This is a genomic window from Mesorhizobium sp. WSM1343 (assembly GCF_055901535.1).
In genome coordinates this window covers 5,552,415-5,574,159 of sequence record NZ_CM148370.1, presented here as the reverse complement: position 1 = coordinate 5,574,159, position 21,745 = coordinate 5,552,415, and the positions used below count along the sequence as shown (strand labels likewise).

16 protein-coding genes are annotated in these 21,745 nt (G+C 58.4%); 2 read left to right on the top strand and 14 right to left on the bottom strand.

Annotated features, from left to right (window positions below):
• Positions 1-7: 7 nt before the first annotated feature.
• The 5 genes from AC0NIL_RS27220 to AC0NIL_RS27200 all read right to left on the bottom strand — a co-directional run bounded on the left by AC0NIL_RS27220 (position 8) and on the right by AC0NIL_RS27200 (position 4,895).
• Positions 8-1,237 carry a hypothetical protein gene (locus AC0NIL_RS27220; protein ID WP_027163967.1) on the bottom strand — a complete coding sequence of 410 codons (1,230 nt, stop codon included), beginning with the start codon at positions 1,235-1,237 and terminating at the stop codon, positions 8-10.
• Entirely contained in the window at positions 1,234-2,238 is a 1,005-nt protein-coding gene (locus tag AC0NIL_RS27215; RefSeq protein ID WP_275953878.1) for an SDR family NAD(P)-dependent oxidoreductase, read from the bottom strand. Before AC0NIL_RS27215 ends, AC0NIL_RS27220 begins: the two co-directional genes overlap by 4 nt.
• An 87-nt stretch (positions 2,239-2,325) precedes the next feature.
• Positions 2,326-3,000 (bottom strand): sugar transferase, encoded by a 675-nt coding sequence (locus AC0NIL_RS27210; protein ID WP_027163966.1) that lies wholly within the window; start codon positions 2,998-3,000, stop codon positions 2,326-2,328.
• Positions 2,997-4,133, bottom strand: coding sequence for a DegT/DnrJ/EryC1/StrS family aminotransferase (locus AC0NIL_RS27205; protein WP_013533116.1), 1,137 nt, complete (start codon positions 4,131-4,133; stop codon positions 2,997-2,999). Before AC0NIL_RS27205 ends, AC0NIL_RS27210 begins: the two co-directional genes overlap by 4 nt.
• A gap of 39 nt (positions 4,134-4,172) precedes the next feature.
• Complete coding sequence (locus AC0NIL_RS27200) at positions 4,173-4,895, bottom strand: nucleotidyltransferase family protein (protein ID WP_013533115.1); 723 nt, start codon at positions 4,893-4,895, stop codon at positions 4,173-4,175.
• Positions 4,896-5,375: 480 nt separating this feature from the next.
• Here AC0NIL_RS27200 and AC0NIL_RS27195 point away from each other — a divergent pair, with 480 nt between their 5' ends.
• On the top strand, positions 5,376-6,050 hold the full coding sequence (locus AC0NIL_RS27195) for a LuxR C-terminal-related transcriptional regulator (protein ID WP_013533114.1): 675 nt from the start codon (positions 5,376-5,378) through the stop codon (positions 6,048-6,050).
• Here the strand turns inward: AC0NIL_RS27195 and AC0NIL_RS27190 are convergent.
• Positions 6,043-7,785, bottom strand: a complete 1,743-nt coding sequence (locus AC0NIL_RS27190; protein ID WP_275953877.1) for a PAS domain-containing protein — start codon at positions 7,783-7,785, stop codon at positions 6,043-6,045. The genes AC0NIL_RS27195 and AC0NIL_RS27190 overlap by 8 nt on opposite strands.
• 213 nt (positions 7,786-7,998) lie before the next feature.
• Here AC0NIL_RS27190 and AC0NIL_RS27185 point away from each other — a divergent pair, with 213 nt between their 5' ends.
• Positions 7,999-8,706, top strand: a complete 708-nt coding sequence (locus AC0NIL_RS27185) for a helix-turn-helix transcriptional regulator (RefSeq protein WP_024502429.1) — start codon at positions 7,999-8,001, stop codon at positions 8,704-8,706.
• An 81-nt stretch (positions 8,707-8,787) separates the two neighbouring features.
• On the opposite strand, the gene AC0NIL_RS27180 is transcribed toward AC0NIL_RS27185, so the two are convergent.
• From AC0NIL_RS27180 to AC0NIL_RS27145, 8 genes are all read right to left on the bottom strand, one after another.
• Entirely contained in the window at positions 8,788-9,828 is a 1,041-nt protein-coding gene (locus AC0NIL_RS27180) for a glycosyltransferase family 2 protein (protein ID WP_473572775.1), read from the bottom strand.
• Positions 9,825-11,192: an oligosaccharide flippase family protein gene (locus tag AC0NIL_RS27175; protein ID WP_013533110.1), complete on the bottom strand. Its 1,368-nt coding sequence runs from the start codon at positions 11,190-11,192 to the stop codon at positions 9,825-9,827. Before AC0NIL_RS27175 ends, AC0NIL_RS27180 begins: the two co-directional genes overlap by 4 nt.
• A 184-nt stretch (positions 11,193-11,376) precedes the next feature.
• Positions 11,377-13,608, bottom strand: coding sequence for a GumC family protein (locus AC0NIL_RS27170; RefSeq protein WP_024502432.1), 2,232 nt, complete (start codon positions 13,606-13,608; stop codon positions 11,377-11,379).
• A gap of 1 nt (position 13,609) precedes the next feature.
• Complete coding sequence (gene asnB, locus AC0NIL_RS27165; protein WP_275953875.1) at positions 13,610-15,607, bottom strand: asparagine synthase (glutamine-hydrolyzing); 1,998 nt, start codon at positions 15,605-15,607, stop codon at positions 13,610-13,612.
• Complete coding sequence (locus tag AC0NIL_RS27160; RefSeq protein ID WP_024502434.1) at positions 15,608-16,867, bottom strand: O-antigen ligase family protein; 1,260 nt, start codon at positions 16,865-16,867, stop codon at positions 15,608-15,610. It lies immediately after the preceding gene.
• Positions 16,864-18,072, bottom strand: a complete 1,209-nt coding sequence (locus AC0NIL_RS27155) for a glycosyltransferase family 4 protein (RefSeq protein ID WP_024502435.1) — start codon at positions 18,070-18,072, stop codon at positions 16,864-16,866. The genes AC0NIL_RS27160 and AC0NIL_RS27155 overlap by 4 nt, the downstream gene beginning before the upstream one ends.
• A gap of 417 nt (positions 18,073-18,489) precedes the next feature.
• Positions 18,490-20,259, bottom strand: a complete 1,770-nt coding sequence (locus tag AC0NIL_RS27150) for a calcium-binding protein (RefSeq protein ID WP_275953874.1) — start codon at positions 20,257-20,259, stop codon at positions 18,490-18,492.
• A 326-nt stretch (positions 20,260-20,585) separates the two neighbouring features.
• Positions 20,586-21,569 carry an ATP-grasp fold amidoligase family protein gene (locus tag AC0NIL_RS27145; protein WP_275953873.1) on the bottom strand — a complete coding sequence of 328 codons (984 nt, stop codon included), beginning with the start codon at positions 21,567-21,569 and terminating at the stop codon, positions 20,586-20,588.
• Between the last annotated feature and the right edge of the window lie 176 nt (positions 21,570-21,745).

The following is a 21,745-nucleotide window of genomic DNA, read 5'->3' as shown; positions in this document are numbered from 1 at the left end:
TCTCCCTTTAATTCAGGCCCGGCTGCTGCGGCCAATCGAGATGGGCGACGAATTCGTAGACCGGCCCACCAGGCACCCCCCAATTGCTCGACCAGATCACTTGCGACCCATCAGGGGAGGGTGAGGCATGTGTCTCGCTCCAATAGTCGAACGGAGCGTTTCGCGTCTGCACGATGCGTCGGACCTCCTGACGACCGTCGACACGCAGCGCGATCACTTCGCGCGTGTATGGCGCCCAGTCCGGGTGGCTCCGAACCTCATCGGGATTGCCCCCGTAACTTATAAATGCCCATTCGGGCCTGTCCAAAGCACGCAGCGACGTATGCTCGGCCTCACCGTACTTCGTGAGCGACGTGACCTTTCCATCGGACAGCCGACGCTTGATCACCTGATATTTGTCCGGAGCGGATTTGCTGGTTCCGACGTAAATTTCGCTGCCATCCGCATCGAGAGTCAAATCGCCATGGCCGGGCCGATGATGATCCTTCCACGTTTGGCGCAGGGTGCCGTCGACTGCGAAAATGGCTCGCTGTTCGGTGCCGTCGACCAGATTTTGGAAACACAGGATGTTCTCTCCGAGCGGAGAAATGGTGCAGGAACTGGTCGTTCCGGCAACCTGGGCGAGATCGATGTCCGGGTATTTCAGACGCCGGTCGATGTCGTATGCGAAGACGACAGCAGCTCCATCATTGCGGGTCGCGCGTACGGCAATGCGGTTGCCGTCACGACTAGGATTTCCCTTGGACGGGCCGAATTCGAGATCCCGATATTTCGTTGCGGCATACACTATGTCCTCACGATTGGTGCGGGGCGCCCAGGTCGATATCTTTTGACCATCGACACAGATCATCATCTCCGCGTTTCGAGGGCGCCATTCGCACTCACCCGACTTGTTGCGATGAAACAAAGGGAGGTAGGTTTTCCCGTCGAGGAAACACATGCCGTTGCAGCCGTTCATGAGGACGAGGAGGCTCTGATCCGCATTCCAGGCTTGCGCGCTCGAGTAGCGATGACTGCAATATATTTTGCCGCAGACAATTCCGCTGCCAAGCGCTCCGGGCTGAGTGATCCGAGTAAAGCGGATCCCTGTCGCCGGATCAGTTGCAGGTTTCAGATAAGCGGGCAGATCCATTGCCGGCTCCGTGCCTGCCGCACCGCTCGGCCGGTTTCCGGCTGTGTGCAGCGCCAGCAGAGCGGCCATCAACAGCAAAGCTGGTATGAGCCGCGGAAAGGTCATGTCATGTAGCTCATTTCGCGTCGGACGCGGCCTTCGCTGAGGCGCGAGCGCCACCACTCGATGGTCTTTTCCAGACCATCACGCAAGCTCGTGTGTGCCCGCCATCCGACTTTACTTTCAAGGTTCGAGGAATCGGCGAGCAACGCGCGAACCTCGGAGTTTTGCGGCCGCATCCGGCTTTCATCTCGACGAACTGGTTTCCTGGTGCTACTCAACTCGAGCACCAACTCCAAAACGTCCGAGACACTGACGGCGCGCTGGCTGCCTGCATTGTAGGCATGGCCAAATTCAAGCTCGGCCGCCCCTGCCGCCACAAATGCCGCCGCAGTGTCCTCCACAAAGGTAAGGTCGCGGATTGGGCTGGTGTCGCCGACCATGATCGCCGGACAGTTCTCGTCCAGAGCCTGCCTTATGATGGTCGGCACGATGGCCCGCTCGCTCTGGCGCGGCCCGTATGTATTGAACGGTCGCAGGATGACCACCGGCACATCGAAGGACCTGGCATAGGACGCCGCCATCATGTCTGCGCCGATCTTGGATGCAGAGTAGGGGGACTGTCCCTGCAGCGGGTGGGATTCGTCGATCGGCATGGTCAGAGCGGTGCCATAAACCTCGCTCGTGGACGTATGCACAATGCGTTCGGTTTCCCAGTGGCGTGCCGCTTCGAGGACATTCACGGTGCCCAGCACATTGGTTTCCACATAGGATTGGGCAGCCGCGTAGGAGTAGGGAATCGCAATCAGCGCAGCCAGATGAAACACCGCCGCCTGGCCGCGCACGATCCGGTTGATGAACGCGCTGTCACGAACATCCCCACGAATGCATTGCAACTGGCTTCGAACGTGGTCGGGTAAATCGTCCAGCCAGCCATGGCTGTCGAACGAGTTGTATAGGGCCAGTGCTGTGACATCGGCGCCTTCGTGCACCAGCGCTTCCGTGAGGTGGGATCCGATAAATCCATCCGCACCCGTGACCAGGACCTTCCTGCCGCGATAGCTCACGACTGTGCACTCCTTTGATCGTGTGAGCTGTCAAACTGGCGAACGAACAACAATCCATTCATGCCAAACTCTCCTCACCTTCCAACTCTACCCACTCGCCGCGGGAGGCAGGGACACGCCGAAAACCGCCCTGAAGCCTCGCATTATCCAGACGAGGTCCGATGCAATCGTGCGCCGCGGATAGTAGGCGAGGTCGATCGTTGCCTTGGCCGGGAACAGGACCTCTCGATAAAACAGGAGCGGATCAAGGGAAGGCGGGTAAAAACAGGCTTCGTGACGGAATAGAACCTGGGTCGGGCCGAGCAGGCCGGGCTTCCACTGCAGGACGGCTTCATTGCCGCCGCGGAAACAATCGGCGAAGGCAAGGCTTTCCGGCCGCGGGCCGACAATTGCCATGTCTCCCGTAAAAACGTTCCACAGTTGCGGCAACTCATCAAGTTTCGTTGCCGCGAGAAAACGGCCTAACCGCGTCATCCGGCTGTCATCGTTCATGGTCAGCGCAAGGCCGAAAGGATCGGCTGTTGTCTTGAATTTGCGGAACTTGTACATGCGAAACGGTTTTGCGCCGGCACCCAGGCGCGTCTGTGCGAAAAGCACGGGCCAACCACCCTCGACAAAGAGTGCGACAGCAATCAGTAGCATCAGCGGAGCGAGTGCCATTCCCGCTGCTGCGGCGAGGATGATATCCATCGCGCGCCTGGCAATTCCGTGGCTGGTGCCAGCTACGGCGGGCCGATGCATCGTCACGTCGAGTGCGTTCATGCCGCGGCTCCCGCGCGCCCGCTGCTTTCAATCGCGGTGGCCAACGCAACAACCACCGACTCGATCGCACTTGCCGTAATTTGCGGATGTAGTGGAATCGTCAACTCCCGCTGCGCGAAATCCTCGGTCTTCGGCAGATGGATTTCAGTGAACATTTGGCGATAGAGTGTCATCTGGTGCACGGGCGTATAGTGGATTGTGGTCTGTATTCCCTTCGTTCGCAGATGGTCGATCACCGTTTGCCGGTCGACGTCATGTGGCAGGAGGACAGGCATGATGTGATAGGCCGAGGTCCGTGGTTTGCAGAACGGAACTGTCACAGCCGAGCAATAGTCTGCGATCAGACGTCGATAGAGGACGACCAATATGCGCCGGATTTCATTCCATTCCTGCAGGTTCTGAAGCTGGACCAAGCCAATAGCGGCGCGCAATTCATCCATGCGGTAATTGAAACCGAGCATCGTCACATCGTATTGCGGCGTGCGGCTGTTCAGCCGCTGATGTGTGCCGCTGGTCATGCCATGTCCGCGCGCCTGGCGGATCGCTTCACGGAGCTGTGCATCCCGGGCGATTACGGCCCCACCTTCCGCGGTGGTCATGTTCTTGTTGCCGTAGAAGCTAAAGGCCGCGGCCGCACCGTAAGTCCCCACCTCCTTAAGGCCGGGAGCATGCGCGGCATCCTCGACGATATGCAGTCCTCGCACACGGGCAAATCTCTGCCATTCTTCCCGGTCGGCGAGGTAGCCGGCAAAGTGGACGAGAATGACGGCCTTGGTGCGTCCGGTGCACTTGGCTTCCGCGTCGCTTAGGGACATCAGTGGCACTTCGGCCGACTCTATGTCGACGAATACCGGTGTTGCTCCTACGTAGAGCACTGCATTCGCGGTCGCCACGAAGGTCAGCGAGGGAACCAGAACTTCGTCTCCGGGACCGATCCCAAGTGCATGGAGAATGAGATGCAGGGCGGCGGTGCAAGAGCTGACGGCAACGCAATCGACCGCATCATGCACGGCCGCGAAGGCCTCTTCAAAGGCTCGTACCTGGTCCCCCATCGTCAGCCAGCCACTGTCGACAACTTTGGCCAAGGCCGCCTTTTCCGGAAAGCCAAGAATAGGAGCGCTGACCAAGAGCATTACGACCTCCTCATGTTGGCGTGGTCGAGCGTTCAGCCCTCAAGCGGCCGCTGCCGAGACCTCGATCGATGCGGACTGCTCTTCCCAGGCAATGGTTTGTGCGTTTTGAAAATCTTCAACGCGTCCGATATCCAGCCAAAGCCCGTCATGTTTGTAGACGTGCACATTCGTGCCGTTTTGCATCATCTGCAGCATGAGATCGTCGAATCCGAAGGCGATGCCGTCAGGTATAAAACGAAAAACGTCTGGATTCATGCAATATATCCCCATGCTTACCAAATGGGATAGCGTCGGTTTTTCACGAAATACTTGAACGGTATTGTCGACCTCGTCGATGACGCCGAAGTCCATCTTGATGACGCGGGATGCGGTGGCTATGGTGACTGGATCCGTGTGTGTGCGGTGTGATGCCACAAACCGGCTGAGACTGAGATCGGTAAGTACGTCCCCATTGAGAACAATGAACGGCTCGTCCAGTTCCTCCCTGATCAGGGAGAGCGGGCCAATGGTGCCGAGAGGTTCCAGTTCCTGGGTGTAGCGTATCCTTAGATTCCACTGGGATCCGTCCCCGCATACGGTGCGGATCAAGTGCCCCAGATAGCCGGTCGTGACGTAGACTTCCTGAATGCCGTTCCGCCGCAGCCACTTCAAAAGCAATTCAAGAACCGGTCGAGCACCGATCGGCATGAGAGGCTTGGGCAATATGGATGTGAAAGGCCGAAGGCGTGTTCCCATTCCACCGCACTGAATGACCGCTTTCATCTCGTCCTCCTATTGATACGACTGTCGCGGTGTGATGGGTCCAACCCACCCGGCCGGAAGGTACGCCAGTGTTGGTTTTGCCTCTCCGGAGTGCAGCGATGGTAAGTGGCGCTTGTGAAGGCGTCGTCGTGCATTTGAATGGCACTTTCCCGGCCTTTTGATTCAATATTCCAGTTGGCAGCGCATGGGCGCGGCAGGGCGATCAGAGCTGGGAACTGTTCACATGTCCGGCGCCGGCAACGACCTTCTCGGAAGGGCATCGCTACCGTTCGTACGAAAAAAACACTTCAACATCTGGCCCTGAAATGTGTGCGATTGTAAGCTATATTAGAAGGTTGAAATGTGCCGATGGGCGGCGGCGAGCGTCGACATACGGGGGATCAGCGGGCGGCTGATCTGTGTTGGGTCACCGTACAGTCCATCCAAAGGGAGGTTTCGGCAGCTAGGGACACATGCGGGCTGCCAAAAGGTGGGTGGTTCATGTATCGTATTATCATCGCCGATGATCACGGCTTGTATCGTCGTGGGCTGCGACTGGCTTTGATGGCCGGCATTCCAGACTTGGAAATATTCGAAGCGGCGTGTTTTGATACCGTCATAAGCTTGCTTGAAGATCAGGCGCCTGTTGATCTCGCCATCATCGACCTGAACATGCCGGGACTGTCCGGTCAGGACGACCTTCGCGACGTCTTACCGGCTCATCCCGACACACGGTTTGCAATTGTCTCAGGGACCGATTCACGCGCCGAGATTCTAACTGCCCTCTCGATTGGACTTCATGGCTATATCGTAAAGTCCCAAACGGACGAGGAGGTGGTCCTGGCGGTGAACGAAATCCTGGCTGGCCGCATTTACGTTCCGGCACTTCTTTCACAAAGGTCCAAGGAGTCGGTGCGCCTTCCATCCGAGGCTCCCACGCAAATGCCCCACAGGACCATCAGCGTCAACAATCTGGGCAGGCTTACGTCCAGACAGAAGGAAGTCCTCAGGTTGATGGCTGAAGGTTACTCGAACAAAGAGATTGCCCGCTCTCTTGAAATTGCAGAAGCGACGACGAAGATTCATGCGGCTGCCGTCCTGCGCGAACTTGGGGCACGAAATCGGACGGAAGCCGCGGTTTTGCTGAAGACATGGGCCGCCAGGGACATCAACTAGCGCCGATTGCTTTTGGCGGCAGCCGGACCGAATATTTCAGTCCGTGATCCAGCATCTCAAGCTTGGAAGAGTGGCCCACGATAGGCTCACCGTCGGCTCCGATAATCAACGACCCAAAGCCACGCCGAGCCGAGGTGGAGACCCGGCGCTCTCCCGATTCCGACCATTCAAACACTATGTCGGCGCCGGGCTCCTGGGCCACGAATTGCCACACCACCTCGATCCGTCCTGCCGGAGTGCCGAGAGCCCCATGCTTCACGGAATTGGTCGTAAGCTCGTGAACGATCATTGCGAAGCTCTCAGCCGAACCCTCAGCCATTTTTATTTCGGGTCCACTGATCGAAATGTCATGCGTCCCCATATAGGGCTGCAACTCCTGAACGATGAGGTCACGCAGGGAAGCCGACAGGCTGCCATCGCGTGAAAGAAGCAAATGCGTCGCCTGGAGTGCGCCGATCTTTTCGATCAGTGTCTGCTTATAGCTGGCGATATCATTGTCGGGGGCACCAACCATATTCACAAGCGCCGTGATCACCGGAAACAGATTGTTGAGCCTATGGCGCTGTTCAAGCATAGCCCGCTCTCGCTTCTTCGCCGCAGCCCGCAGCAGAATGGTTATGCGCCGATCGGTGAGATCCGCGGCGACTCCTATTCGCTGTGCACGACCGTCGCGCAATTCGTCCCGTCCCCGAAGAGCAATCCAGCGGATATGTCCGCCAGTTCGCCTGATGCGGATCTCAGCGTCATAGTCGGCGCCTGATGCAAGCTCTCCCGGGGCCATCAGATTAGGCAAGTCGGCCGGGTGAACGACCGCAGTCAATTCCTGCAATGGACGGCTCGGCGCGGGTGCCAGCCCCATCATTTCCCAGAACGCGGCTGAGCCCTTCACGGACCCGCTCTCGAAATCTATGCGCCATGTTCCCAACCGGCTTGACGATAGCGCCAGGTCCAACCATTCCTTCTGAGCCCGGAGTGCCTCGCGGGCGGTTCGCTCTCCCGATATGTCGTCCACCACTACAAAAATGCTTTGAGGGAGAGCATCGGCTGGCACGGCCAAAGACAGGGCCAATCTTGTCCACAAAATCGTGCCGTCTCTTCTCAGGAGACGGATCTCCGAGCCGAACGAAGTCGTGTCTTTCAGGCGAGTCAACGCTTCCGCCAAGGTGTGGTTGTCGTCGGGGTGGACGAGTGCGCTGAGCGGCAGACTTGAAAGCTCCTCCTCGACATACCCTGTCATCTCACAAAGACGCTTGTTGGACCGTTGCAACTCTCCGTTCTCATTCATGTTGGCAAAGCCAATGGCGGCACGTTCGAATGCCCAGCGATACCTGTTTTCGGTTGCTTCCAAGGCCGCGAGTCTAGCCTCCGCAACCTGCAAAAGGGTGCGGTAGTCCTGCCTCTGCCGGTGGAAAGTCAGGGCGATCATCCCCCCTGCAACCAGCAGCAGAATGGCTTGAACCCATAGGCCGACATGCATTGGATGGTGCAGGACATCCCGCGTCAACAAGCCGACGGCAACCATCACAAATGTTGCCGCAAGAGCGATCATGCGATCTTCGAGATATGAGATGGCAATAATGGCGGGAACAAACTCAAAAAAGCCGATGTCGTATGCCACAGAGGTCGGCAGCGCTGTCTCGACTGCAAGTGTCGCTATCAGGAGCGACATCGAGGCAAGGCGGGTCAGCAACTTGCCTGAGCTGTTCGGATGCAAACTGAGCGAATGCAAACGCATGTGCCAGACTATAACCTTCTGACTAGTCCGTCGAGATTAGACCGAAAAGCGTACAGACTAGTCCGACCGCAGGATTGTTCCCCGGGATTGTAGCGCGCATTTTGTCCGATGTCGGGGGCGGATCGGACCGCTACTCTCCAAGCGACCTGACTGACATGTTTAAGGCACCTCCTTTTGACTGGGAGGCGTTGCCGTTTTGCGGGAGGTAAGAAAATGGCACTGGTTGGTAGGCAAGATGATGGAATTCTTGGTCGCCAATATGGAAGTTTCGGGGGAAAGCCTGTCTCCGCCTTGAGAACGCAAGGTGACCATGCTTCCGCTTGGCATCAAGCACCACAACGGTTCGACAGCGTTGCTGTCGAGCCACGGCAGAGCAGCCTTGCATCTGTTGTGAGAATGCTTGATCGCATCGGTTGTGGCTACCTGATCCTGAACAGCGACAGGAAGGTCATGGAGTGGAATTCAGCCGCTCAAAACACCTTGGAGCGCGAAGGCGAGGCAGCCGATACGGCCAGCAAGGTATTTGCTGCGCTGAGACGGCTGATCGCAAACGTGCCGGGCAATTTTTCTCCTGGCACGCTTTCATGGGTGGTGATCCGAGGCATGGGCGACAGGCCCCTGATATTGAACGAGAAGGGCATAGCAACGCCTGACGCGACAAGCATCGTGGCGCTGCTGGATCGTGAAAACAGGTCCGGGCCAAATCCCCAGACGCTGCAAAGAATGTTTGGTCTGACGAGTGCCGAAACGCAGCTCGCACTGCGCTTGGCGCAGGGCGATGCCCCTTTGGAAATAGCCCGCAAGCGGCGCTTGAGCCGGACCACGATAAGGTCGCAGCTGGCGTCGCTGTTCGCCAAGACCGAAACACGGCGACAGGCGGAACTGGTAGCTCTTCTTGGGCGCATATGCGTTTTGCCGTGAGGCAAACGCCTTTACCATGCGCGCGCACAACAGGCTTGTGCGCGCAATCTGTCGCTGATGTGCTTGTCGGCCAGCCTCACCTTACCGCCGTCGCGTGCGCACCCGTCCCAATCTTGGGCGGATTGCAAACACGTGATTAAGCACGTGCCAGCCCGCCACCTTCATGACCGAAGGCCGGAAGATCTGTATCCCATCCAGGAATGTGGTCAACCAGGACTGCTGGTGGAACCGCATGGGAATACGAGCAACCCGCAGCGCCCGCAGCAATGTCTCGGGAGGCGGGAGATGGTTGCGGTCTTTGATGAGATTCCAGTTAAGCTGCTTGACGGCGAGGGTCACTTCGTCGACCTCGCGGAAACTCTTTGACGTGGTAATGCTTGGATGGCTCGTTGCATCATAAAAGGTAAGCGGATCGCTTATCGCCACCATGTCCCCATGGCTGGCTAGATCGACGAAGAACAGTTGATCCACTCCGGCCGGAATCTCTTTGTGCGTGCGCATCAAGCAGCCGGCACGAATGACGTCGCTGTTGATCAGCAATGTGGATGGAATGATCCCCAGGCAGCGTGTCGCGCGCACCAGATAGAGGTCCATCAGGCACTGCTGGCTGGAATAAAGGGAGATCGCTTCCTGCTCCTTGGGGACTTGGCGAAATCTCACTCGCTTGTCCTCGATTATGTTTGCGGCAGACGTCATGAAGGCGACCGACGGGTGCTGTTTGGCAACTTCGGCGAATGTCCTGAGTGCACCTGGCGCAAGCCAGTCATCGTCGTGCAGCAACTTGATCCACCGTCCAGAGCAAGCCAGCATAGCGTTGTTGGTGTTCTCCACCTGACCGCGACCTCGGCTGTTCTCGATGATGCGGATGCGAGGTTCGCTTCGTGCATAGTCGGTCACGATAGCCCAGGTCTCGCCCTGCGCTCCCTCGTCGTCGCTCACGACCAACTCCCAGTCGGAGTAATCCTGGCCCAGGACGCTGTCGATCGCTCTGCGGATCGTATCGGGCCGGCGAAAGGTTGGTATCCCGACAGAGATAAAAGGGCGTGACCATGAGACATTGGCACGATCATGCTGGGTGACCGCAACTGCCGCTTGAAGATTGTCAACCGACGACGAATTCATGGTGTTTTTTCCTCGAGACATTCATGTTGGATGCACGTTGCAGCGCCTGCTGGTTGAGGGTCGTGGGTCAACAAATACAGCGATGCTGCCATTTTCAGAGCGAAACCCGACGCGCCGCCGGCGGCCATGAAATAGATGACGGTGACTGGCTGCCAGCCCGCCTGGGCGCCGGCGAGCAGCGGGCCAAACACGAGAACCGCTCGTGCGAGGTCGATGACCAGTCTTGTTCCTTGCCGACGTAGCAGAGCGGGAACGTCGCTAAGCGGAGTCGACAACGCTTGTGCCGCGCCCATCAGCGCCAGTGCGGTCATGATTTCCGCGGTGGGCATCCAAGGCTCGCCCAGGAGCGGAACGACCACATAGGGCGCGGCGAGTCCAAGCAGCAATATCGGCACCGCGGTAAAGCCGGCAGCCAGCAGGAGAAGCCCGCGTGCCACGCCAAGCAGGTGTCCACGATTGTTGTTCTGGTTTGCTTCGGCGACAAAAACATTGCTGAGCGGTGAAGCGATCAGCGTCACTGGACCGGTAACCAGGCGCGTTGCTACGCCCAAATATCCGGCAAATGCGGTGCCGAACAGCCCACCGACAAGAACTGCCGGAAGATTGTTGATCGCTATGCTCGCGAGTGTTGCGGGGATATCGAACAGAGGAAATTTGTATTCCCGCCGGGCCTTTTCGAACACCGCACGCCAAGGTGCCCGGGCGATGCCGCGCAAATCCTCCCAGCTCGTCACCCGATAACCGATATACCCGATAAAGACGAACTGGCTCAAAATATGGGCATGGATCATCGCTTCGCCGCCAAGGTTGGCAATGCCGAAAACCAATTGCAGTGCAGCCATGCTCGCCGGCAGGATCAGCCGCCCAAGGGCAAAGTCGCGCAAAAGCCCAGCACGCAGGCTCCAGCAGTTCATGGCTTCGACCAGACCTGCGCCTCCCATTCCGATCGGAATGAGCCAGGCAAGCGAGCCGAGGCGGTTGGGAGCAAGGTTCGACAGCATCTGTCCGGCCGAAAAGGCCAGGACGGTGGTCACGAACACAGCCAAAAGGATAAGCTTGACCGTCACATAGGCCTGGGCGCTCCCCTTAACCCCATAGAGTGACGCCTCGAAGCGCAATGCTGCGACCCCGGCGAGTATGTTCACAATCGACAGATAAATCGTAAAGATGCCGAAATCCGCAGGCGAATAGAGCCGCGCCAAGACCGGAATCGCAGCAAGAAGGGTGAGTTGGCCGACAATTGCCATCGCCGACACTTCACCAGCTGCACGAATGATCGAACCGATCGTGCTCGGCCGAACAGCGATGATGGCTGTGTCGGCCGCGGGAACCATCTTGGGTCTCAGAAGGTCGCTCAGTGCCATCGGTTCGCGCTTCCGAGGGAGGCAAATATCGGGGATTGCCGCAGCCTACGATGCACACCGAACCTTGCCATCATTCACCTGAATGACGCGCTCTGCGGACAGGCTGCACCCTGAATCGTCCGGGCCGCTCCCTGGATGAACCGCCCCCGGATGGTCCGCGGCCCAAGGACGAGCCTGTGCTTGGTCATGCTATCTGCTCGCGCAAGAGGTCGGCGCTATCCTCGAGCCGATATCCGGCATGTTTTTTCAAGTTCACTTGCGTGAGGACGCTGCCGACGGGTACCGCAAGAGAACCGTTGCCCTGAAGGAGTTCCAGCACCCCGCGAGCGAGGGTACGTGGCGTTTTCCTCCATCGGACGGCAAAAAGCACCGCATCAGCCCATCCAGCCAGAAATTTGGCTTCCGGCCGCCCGAGCGCCGACGGCAGGTTTATGATGACGATGCGATAGGTCAAGTGCAGATCCGCCATCACTTTGCCCCCATCCTCGCAGGACAACACCGCCAGCAGATCGTCCGACGGAGCAGCGGTCATCACGTCGATGCCGATTTCATGCAGACTGGCCACGGCGTTTTCCAGGTTGCTGCGATTGCAGACATAGTCAGCGAAGGAATGGCGGCTCTTGCGCTCGCTGAACTGATGCAGGAACTCGAGCGTGAGTTGAACGCCCTTGCGTTCAAGATCGATCAAGAGAACACGACCGCCCATCCGCGTGCCGGCCAGCGCCAGACTCCATGCGAGCTCGGTCCCCCCATCCTCCGGGACGCTGGAGGTGACAAGCGCCGTGTACGACGAACGAGCCCTCAGCGCATTGGGCGCCGCAGCAATCAGCAACGACGTCACGGCGCGGCTATAGGCGGAGCTGCGCTCGCCCAGGACAAGGGTTCGCAGTCGTTTGGCATGCACCCTGCCTGCTTCGGGAATCTGCCCCATACATGGAACCTTGAGCACCGCTTCCGCCTCGGTCTCACCGCGGAAAGTCCGATCGAAGTGATTGCGCATCGTGACGAAAATCGCGCCCAGTATAGCGAACACAATCATCCCGGGCGGAACAAGGAAGATGGCGGGCAAGGTCTGCGGGATGGTCGGCGGCCATGCCGCCGATAGGATGGAAATTCCAGCCGAGGGAACTCCGATACGCCGCGTCAAATCCTGTTGCCGGCCAAGAAGTTCGTTGTATCGCTGGGTCAGCAAACTGACCTGCGGCTCGAGAACCCGCAACCCGGAAAGCCGGCTGGCGGTGTCGGCCATGACCGCATCCAAAATGGCCTTCCGGCTCTCAAGAGTGGCGATCTGGGCACGGAAAATGTTTGCGTCCGCAGCAATCTTGTCGATGCCTTGTTCGACCTTGCTTTCGGTCATGTTTCTGAGTTCTTGGTCCGCAGGCGCGCGAGCCTGTCGAGCCGCGAGATCGGCAAGTTCAGGCCCGCCAATGGCTTCGGCCACGGAGACGAAAGAAGCCCCCTGCGCTCGAAGCTCCTGAACATGTCGCAGCCGAGTTTCCACAGCGGCGAGATCTGCGTTTGACATCGACAATTGCTGGCTGAGGTCGGCCCGTTCCCTGGCTGCATTGTCCGCCGAGCCTTGGTCGATGGCTCCGTGGCTCAACCGATATTTCTCAAGGCGGTCGGCCGCTGCCTGCAGATCGTTTTGCAGCCTGGGCAGGCTGGTGGTGATCGCATCGAGTTCTTGCTGGTCGGATGCCTGCCTTCTCCTTATCAGATTGTCGACATAGACCTGAGCGAATGTGTTGGCCACGAGCGCCGCCCGCGCGGGACTGTCATCGGCGAAAGCGACGGAGACTACTCTCGATCGCAGCTCCTGCCCGACCCGCATTCCTTGCCGCAAGGCTCTCAATTCGGAGGCATCCTCGGCCTGTGAATCGCTGATTGTTTTGTCCGCTCCTGGCCACAGTCGGTCCAGTAGACCACCGGCAAGCGAGCGTGTCCTCGGGGGAGGGATGGCAGACGGCTCAAGCCGGGAATTCCCGCTAGCGGAATTGTCCTGTCCGGTTTCAGCCGCACCTGTCTTGCGCAGTGCCGCCATGACGCGGCGCAGATGGTCTTGCGACGATAGCATCGTGATGTGGTCATCTATGCTTGAATCGACGAGGTCCTGCGAAGACGGGGCGCCGACGGGCAGTGAACCGCGCGATGGGGCGTCGATGATAAGCTGAGTAGTTGCTTCGTAGAGAACCGGGCGAAGACTTCCAAGCAACCCCGCCAGCAGCCCGCCCAACACAGCGAAGGCAACAATAGACCATTTTCGCCTTGCCAGAATCACGAAGAGTTGGTGCGACGCGGTGGCCGGCTCGACATATTCGCGCAATGACCGCACGTGCACTCTGCCTTCGAGAACCGGTGCTGGTGGTTGATTGATCCGTGGCAGCTGGATCGGGCTGATTGCGGAACCTACCATTTTATACTCCTGCCAGATCGGGTTCATGAATTGGGCCGGTTTGCTGTGCTTGCCGGTTGGCTCGGCTCCGCCAGGCCTGGAACATCAATGCGGACCACAATTCGCGCGAGCGGTTCTGGCCATCAATGTGATCGCGCCAGCAGGCGTCGATCTTCGCAGCGTCCAATACGTCACTGCTTTCTGCTCGCATGTCGGCGAGAAGATCGCTGGCCCAGTTGCGCAGCGGACCCCGCAGCCATGCTGCGATAGGGACATCGAAGCCCTGTTTCGGACGCTCGATCAGGTGCTGCGGGAGATAGCGGCGTAGCAATTGACGAAGAATCCATTTGCCGGCGCCATCACGAACTTTCATGTTGGATGGCAGCCGCCAGGAGAATTCGACAACGCGGTGGTCAAGCAGAGGACACCGGCCCTCAAGGCTGTTGGCCATAGTGGCACGGTCCAGCTTCACCAAGATATCGCCAGGCAAGTACCCCGCCATGTCATCGTACAGAAGACGGGAGAGCAGGTCGTCAAGCGGCGGACCGCCGTGGCCGTAGATTGGTTCGGTGGGCCGCTGACGTCCCAGGTTTTCAGCCTGTGGCCGCGCCAGCCGCTGAAACAATTCGTCTTCATTCGATGCCGTGAGCAGCCGGGCGAGACGTTCCATCCGGTCGCTCCGGATAAAATGCCTCGCGCTCGCAGAGAGTGGCAGTTTGCCGATGACATCGTCGCGTCCGGCGCGTGCGAAAAAACCTGCCCCTGCCGCCAAGGTTCGGCGCAGTTGTCGGGGCAGGCGCAGGTGTCGTTTCAACCGCTCCGCCATGAAGTGGCGGCCGTATCCTGCGAAGCATTCGTCACCGCCGTCGCCCGACAGCGCTACGGTGACGTGCTGACGGGCGAGCCTGGCAACGAGCAAGGTCGGTATCTGCGATTCATCGGCGAAGGGTTCATCCCAGACCTGCGGCAACTCGGGAATGACGTCACGTGCGGCGCTGGGCGAGAGGTGAAGTTCGGAGTGGTCGGTGCCCAGATGACGGGCAACGGCCGCTGCGTATGGAGCTTCATCAAAGCCGCCCTCTGCGAACGAGATCGTGAAGCTGCGAACCGGCTTGCAGGATTGAGCCTGCATCAGGGCGATCACGGCTGAGCTGTCGATCCCGCCCGACAGGAAGCCGCCCAGAGGGACGTCGGCGATCATGCGTTCCCGCACGGCCAGCCGAAGCCGGTTGTCCAGTTCGTCAACCAGATCTTCGTCGGTGCCGGTAGCGGGGTTCCGTCGCCCATCGGCTGCAACGTCAGCCAGTGACCACCAGCGGTGAACGCGTTGGGAAAGACGGTCCGCGCTGCGGTCTTCGGCATAATTCGCCGCGGTGACGGAAAGGACGGAACCAGGCGGCAGTTTGAACACGCCTCGCCAGATACAGAGATGGTCCGGCACCCATCCCGTTGAAAGCATTGCCGCCGCGGCATCAAGATCAAGGTCGGGAGAGAAGCCCGGAAAGGTGTTGATCGCCTTCAGCTCAGAGGCGAAGACCAATGCGTCTCGGGTCGAAGCAACATAGAGGGGCTTTTTGCCCATCCTGTCACGGGCCAGATAAAGGCTTCTTGTCTTCAGATCCCACAATGCGAACACGAACATTCCGGCAAAGCGTTTGAGGGCGGTTTCAAGCCCCCAATGCTCGATTGCGCTGAGCATCACTTCGGTGTCGCTGGCGCCTTGAAAGGTTTGGCCCGCACTCTCGAGTTCGCGACGCAAATCGCGAAAATTGTATATCTCACCGTTGAAGGTGATCACGTACCGGCCGCTGGCAGAATGCATCGGCTGGTGCCCGGCGGCTGACAGGTCGACAATTGCCAATCGCCTGTGGCCCAATGCGATTCCAGCCTCGCGATCGGCCCAGAGCCCTTCGCCATCCGGGCCCCGGTGACGCAGCGATGCGGTCATCCGCCCGATCGCTTGGAGCGGCTTTATGTCTGTGGCATCGGAAGCCAATAGAATTCCGGCGATCCCACACATTTAGGGCACCCTGGGCTCGGCAAGTTGCGGCCGAAGTGCGGTCGGATTTCCGGCAACGAGGCAGAAAGCCAGCGAAAACCACACGATCGGATGGCGGATGATCAGGTGAGGCATGCTGAAGATTATCGTCGACGCACCGAGCACCAGCAGCGCGTCGAAGCCCGCTCGCCAGGCAACCGACATTGCGGCTCCCACGATCCAGACCAATGCCATCACCGCAAGCAATCCGCCCTGCAGGTAAAGGTCAAGAACGGTGTTATGGGCCTCGAAAGGGCGCTGTAGAAATTGACGGTCGGCGACGGGCGGGCGCTCGAGGTGAGGCCCAGGGCCTAATCCCAGGGACCCGGATTTCAACCCCGTTTCCACCGCATCCTGCCACAGATAGAGCCGGAGTTCGAATGTTTCGAGTGTCGCTTCCCCACCCTGGTCCTTGGTAAGGCTCTTGGCAAAATGGGCGACGCTGGCCTCTTCGGTGAGCGCGTACGGCGTCATCGCCAGCGCTAAAGGCAAGGAACCCGCCAACAGCACAATTGCTGCCAAGCGGGGCAGGCTGGCGCGACCGCTTGTTGCGATCCATGCACGAAGCCGCAATCCGAGAAAGACGAGGCAGCTCAGGATACTGGTGTAGAGATAGGTGTCGCTCTTCGTCAGCCGGCCGACATAAAAGGTCAGGATCAGGCTGGAGAATGCGAGCAAACGGCGCCATGGGTTGCGGGTGGTCGTGGCAAGGTGCAAAGCCAGGGGGCCAAAAAGCGCGCAATAGAGCGCAAGTTGGTTCGGGTTCTCGGACCAGCCACGGAATCTGTCCCAGAACCAGGGGTCGACGCCGGGCTGGTGGGCCACCCCAAATGCCAATCCCAGCTGAATTACGAAGCTTCCATTGGCGATGGCGATCACCCACCAGGCACTGCGGCGAAGGTGACGATCGGCGTCGGGCTCCGCGGCCGCCAGGCATGTGAAGCCGGCCAGCAGCATGTAGGCCATCACGTCATGTACCAGCCCGGTCAAGTAAAGGACGGTGGTCAGGTAGCCGACGATCGTGCCGATTCCCAAAGCCAGCGACAAGATCAGCCAGAAGCTCGCCAGTTGGACAAAAGCGGGTGTGACCTGGAGACGACCCCCGGCGAATATTCGTCCAATCGCCAGAGCGATCCAGATCGCGATGAACAATTCGCCATAGCCGAGCGACAATCCCGGAACGGCCAGTTGCGTCGCGTAGGACATCGCAACTCCCAGGGCGAGCAAGGCGTCCCGGATCATTGACGTGCTCCGCCCCGGTGATCTGCGAGGCTGCCCTCAAGTGCGACAGCAGGGAGCGGTCGCGGAAGCCCCGCGCGGAGTGTGTTTTCGTACAGATCGCAGTACTGATCGACCACCAACGGCAGGGCAAATCGCTCCCGCACAAGTTCAGCGGAACGGGCGCCCATTGCCTTTGCCCCAGCGCGGTCGGACAGCAAGTCTATTGTTCGCGAGGCAAGGGCATCGGCGTCATGCGGTGCAACCAGGTAGCCATTCCACCCGTCTTCGACGACGTCTCTGCAGCCTGGCATCCTGGAAGCCACGATTGGCAGTCCCGAAAGCCCCGCTTCCAGCAACACACGCGGTACTCCTTCGCGATACTGGGTGGGAAAGGCGAATACATCGGCCATGCCAAGGAGATCAGCGACATCGCGTCGTGGACCCAAGGCCAGCACATGAGATGCGTGCCGGTCGATCTCGGACTTGTCGATTGCGAATGAGCCTTCGGATTCTCGCGGGCCGACAAGCACAAATCGTGCTGCTGGTCTTTCGGCCACGACGCGAGGAACCGCCTCGAGGAGGGTTCCCACACCCTTCTGACGGGTCAAGCGGCCGACAAAGATCACCACTTCGGCGGACTGGAGGCCGAGTTCCCTACGCATCTTCGTTGCCGAGGACCCGAGGTGGCGCACCGTTGCGAACGCATCGACATCGATTCCGGAACTGCGTATCAGTCGCGAGCTTCCGCGACCGGTCAGCCGAAAGCGCTCGAAGAACAGTTGGTCATCACGATTTTGGAAAACGGTCGCCGCCGTCCACGAAGACGCGAGCCATTGCAGCGCGCAATAGACCGGACGCAGGGCCAAAGCGCGAGGCGCCAGAGATGAGAACGTCCAGCCCAGCCCGTTGATGGTGCGAATAACCGGAACTGTTCCCCGCATGGAAAGGGGCGTCAACAGATTTGGCTTGGTGTCGAAACTCTGGATGATGTCGGGCCGAAGCTCCCGCATCAATCGGCGCATCGTTCCGAGAGCACGCCATTCCCCGCCGCCAGATGCAAACCGGTCGAAGGAGAACCTGTGATGCGAAATGTCATGCCTTAAAAACGGTACGGGAGAACCGCTCGAGACCGCCGTAACGCGAAAGCCTTTCTCTCGCAGCGCGATGAGGAAGGGAACTCTCAAGGCGTGATCCTCGCCTCCCACGCAGACCAGATGTGGGTTCATCTGCCTCTCCCCAGCGCACACGGCGGGCAATCGAGTAACTGACGCTCTCGATGCTGCCACGGCCCGGTTTCATCACCTATGAGCGCATCCCGCCCGAGTGCACGCTATGGGGAGGCCGGGTTCCTGTCCTCGTCCGTTTGAATGACACCATGATGTTTGGAAAGGGGTAGGACCAGTGAGGCGAGATTCCCTCGCGGTGGGGGAGCGCTAATGTCCCTCCTGTCTTGCCGACGCAGTCTCACCGGGACGCCCCCACGGCATTGCCTGAAGTGGGCACGATGAGTGGCTGGAGTAAGGCGTGGCGGACCTGAGCTCCGCGGCTCGCTGATGGGCGCGAAGTTCGGACGCTCGGCCCAAACGACTGTCGGCGAGGCCCCAAGACCTCGCCGACCTTTTAAGGCATTCGTCGCTGGAGCGTCAGGTGACCAGGAAAGACGATGCGGTAATCGACAGATGCGGAGAGAGGCTCGCGAAATGGATCTGGTTTGCGCCTCCGACGCCGTCGCTGTCGAAAGAAAGAGCTCCGGTCGAACTGTTGTAGATAATGTGATCGGAACTGTCATGCGCCGCTTTGCCGGCAAAGAAAGCGTCCGACGAGAGGCCCCCCTGATCGAGACCGGCAAAGATGGAATGGTCGAGGTGGATCTTGTCCTGGGCTTTGTTGAAATCAGTGATCCTGTCGACGTTTCCAGAACCAAGGGCGGTACTGAACACGAAGGCATCTCTGCCCCCGTGCCCGGTCAACGTATCGGCCCCGCCGCCACCGTCGATCTTGTTGTTACCGGCATTGCCGTGAATGGTCTGTCCGAATTCGTTGCCGGTCAGATTGATGGCGGCCTTGCCGGACGTCTTGGTGGTTGCGAGTTGCTCGATGTGCGAGCCAGCCGAAAGAGCGAAGCTCACCGAGGCAAGAACCTTGTCGAGGCCGCTTCCTCTCTGCTCCACCACCTTGTCGTGGGCATTGTCGACGTAATAGGTGTCATTGCCGCCATAGCCGGTCATCTTGTCGGCGCCACCGCCGCCATTGATCTTGTTGGCACCGCCATTTCCATAGATGGCTTGACCGAATTCGTTGCCGGTCAGGTTGATGGACGCCCTGCCACCCGAATTGGCGGTGGAGAGCTGCTCGACATGTGATCCCGCCGTAAGAGCGTAACTCACCGAGGCCGCGACCTTGTCGAAGCCCCCGTTTGGCGCTTCCATGACCTTGTCATGAGCATTGTTGACGAGATATTTGTCATTGCCCCCGGTTGCGTGGAAAACGTCTGCGCCGCGCGTGCCATGGAAGACATGATCGCTGCCCGACGGGGCCGGCGCGGTGGGAGCAGGGGTGCCGACGTGAGTAGGAGGTGTGGTCGGTGTGCCGACCGGATCACTGACCGGGGGCGTGACAGGATCACTAACCGGGGGCGAGACCGGGGCATGGGTGCCCTCGAGATTGTGCTGGAGGAAAAAGGCTTTCAGTTCCGAGGCGCTTTCAAGCGCGGTGTCGCCATTCTGCGTTCCCCATTTATAGGTATAGTCAAAGGCCGGCGACGGAACCAGTGCGGCCCAACGATCAATCATGGCCTGCTCCTGGGCAGCGGTGGGCATGACAAACTTGCCGCCAGCGCTGGTTTCCCAGTTGCCACCACCGAACGCCTGGTAAAGCGGGACGATCTTGTCAATCGGGATGCCCGCTTCACCGGCAGCCGCAACCATCTTGTCGATATGGGTGTAGTCGGGAGCCGAAGTGTTGTTGATGGGGTAATAGCCGATACCGTAGAAATCGATGCCCGTATTCGCCGGATTGTAAGCGGCGTGGGCCGGGTCGTTCGGGTTCATGTAGCTCGGGGAGCCATCCGTGCCCAAGTTCATCATCGTGATGAAGGTCTTGGCGCCGGGAACATGAGAATGAATCCAGTCGGATTCCGCCTTTAGGTTTGCAGCGGTTGCGTAGCTGCCCCACTTGCCTGTCGGATCAGGCTCGTCGCTAAGGTAAAACCCGAACACATTTGGATTACCTATGAAGGGAGTGACTTTATCAATGAAAGACGAAGTTACTCCGTCGTGCTCACCGAGATAAACCAAGCCTTTCATGCCTTCCGGCAAGGCATTGACTTGCGAAACGTACTGAACATCAGCCAGATTGAATCCGGCGGTTGCGATCTCGGCGGCTGATCCACCGGACGCGTAGTGGAGTGTCATCCAAAAATCCTTTGGTTGATTCGGTTATGCCCCACGTCTGCTTAGTTGACGGCGCATATTAGGCCCAAATCAAATACGACACCCGCTGGATAGAATCTTTGATCGCCGACAGGATTGCTGCACAGCAGGAGATGTTCCTCTTCGGTCAACCGAAGTCTTTTAAAACAGTGCCGCAACAACAACATAAGCCCCTCTCATCCGGCTCATTGTTGAGCCGCGTGATTGGGAAATATCCGCCTTTCCCGACCGGGTTATCCCCAACTAGGGGAAAGCCAATTGGGGTGCCTCGGCACATGAACCGAGGCTTGCGCTGACGCCCTCGCGGCTCACCCGCCAACTTGATGGTCGAAAGATCGTGCCGCTTGCGGCGTGAAGCGGCCACCTATCGCTGCTTTAGGAGCACTTTCTGCTTTGATCCTATTTAAAAAATCGATGGCCCAACTCTCGTTTGAAATATGATCCGACCCAGCGCATGGAGAAAAAGTCATCTCTCCAAAATATATGTCACCGTTAATGCTGTACAAATCAACCCTGACAAACTCAACATCCCTAGATATCGTTTCCGCGATCTCGATCATTTTTTCGAGATTTTCCGGCCTTTCTACGTTTTCTGGCAGGTCATAACCATACATGACATCAATCTGCTTAAAATCCGGAAGAGAAAAGACAGCCCTTTTATGATCAACAAATCTACCGACGTCGACCTGAAGATAAATTGCCTTGCCGCGAACGCAAAAGAATTTGTAGTCACTTAATTCACCGCCAGTAGAAATGTTGTCTTCGACAATTAATTTCTTTTCCATTTTATAATATTGTGTCTCTCGTCCAATATTGAAGTACGACCTCTTAGAGAAATTTAAGAATTCCTCTACGGTTTTCCTATTGAGCGGTTTGTCGAGGAATATAATTTTTCCAGAGGAATGGGTCGGCTTCATCACGAAATGACGTCCGAGGAAAGGCTGGATCCAAAGTAAAATGTCATCTGGCGTCGTATTTCTATCTATCTTGAATACAGAGATCGTCTTTGGGATTTTAAGGCCTGCGATTCCACTAGCTATGTACTTAGCATAATGCTTATCAACGAAAATCTTCTCCAGGTATCCCCATCTATTTCGTATCATTCTGTCAAATATAAAATCATTTATCGTAGCCGATTGACTGGAAACCCGTCTTGGGAACCTATTGTTCCCGTTAAAGAATCCCGCTGCTGCTATGGGGTAGTTCAGAACGTAGAAATTCGGGGTTATCAAGCTGACCCTATATATCGTTTCCCAGACAGCTCTTCTTAATTTCCGATACTTCTTTTCCACGCAACACCCCACTACGCGGATAACGCACCGGCTAACGCGGCGTCCGCTCTGATAACAACGATGGCGAAGGCGCGATCCGCCTCCTTGGGCAGGTTGGCAGCCGTCACAGATGGGGCGGGTCGAACCCGTCGGCCAGCGCCCCGAGGTGAACGAGCCCTCCAGTCGCCATCCCTGCG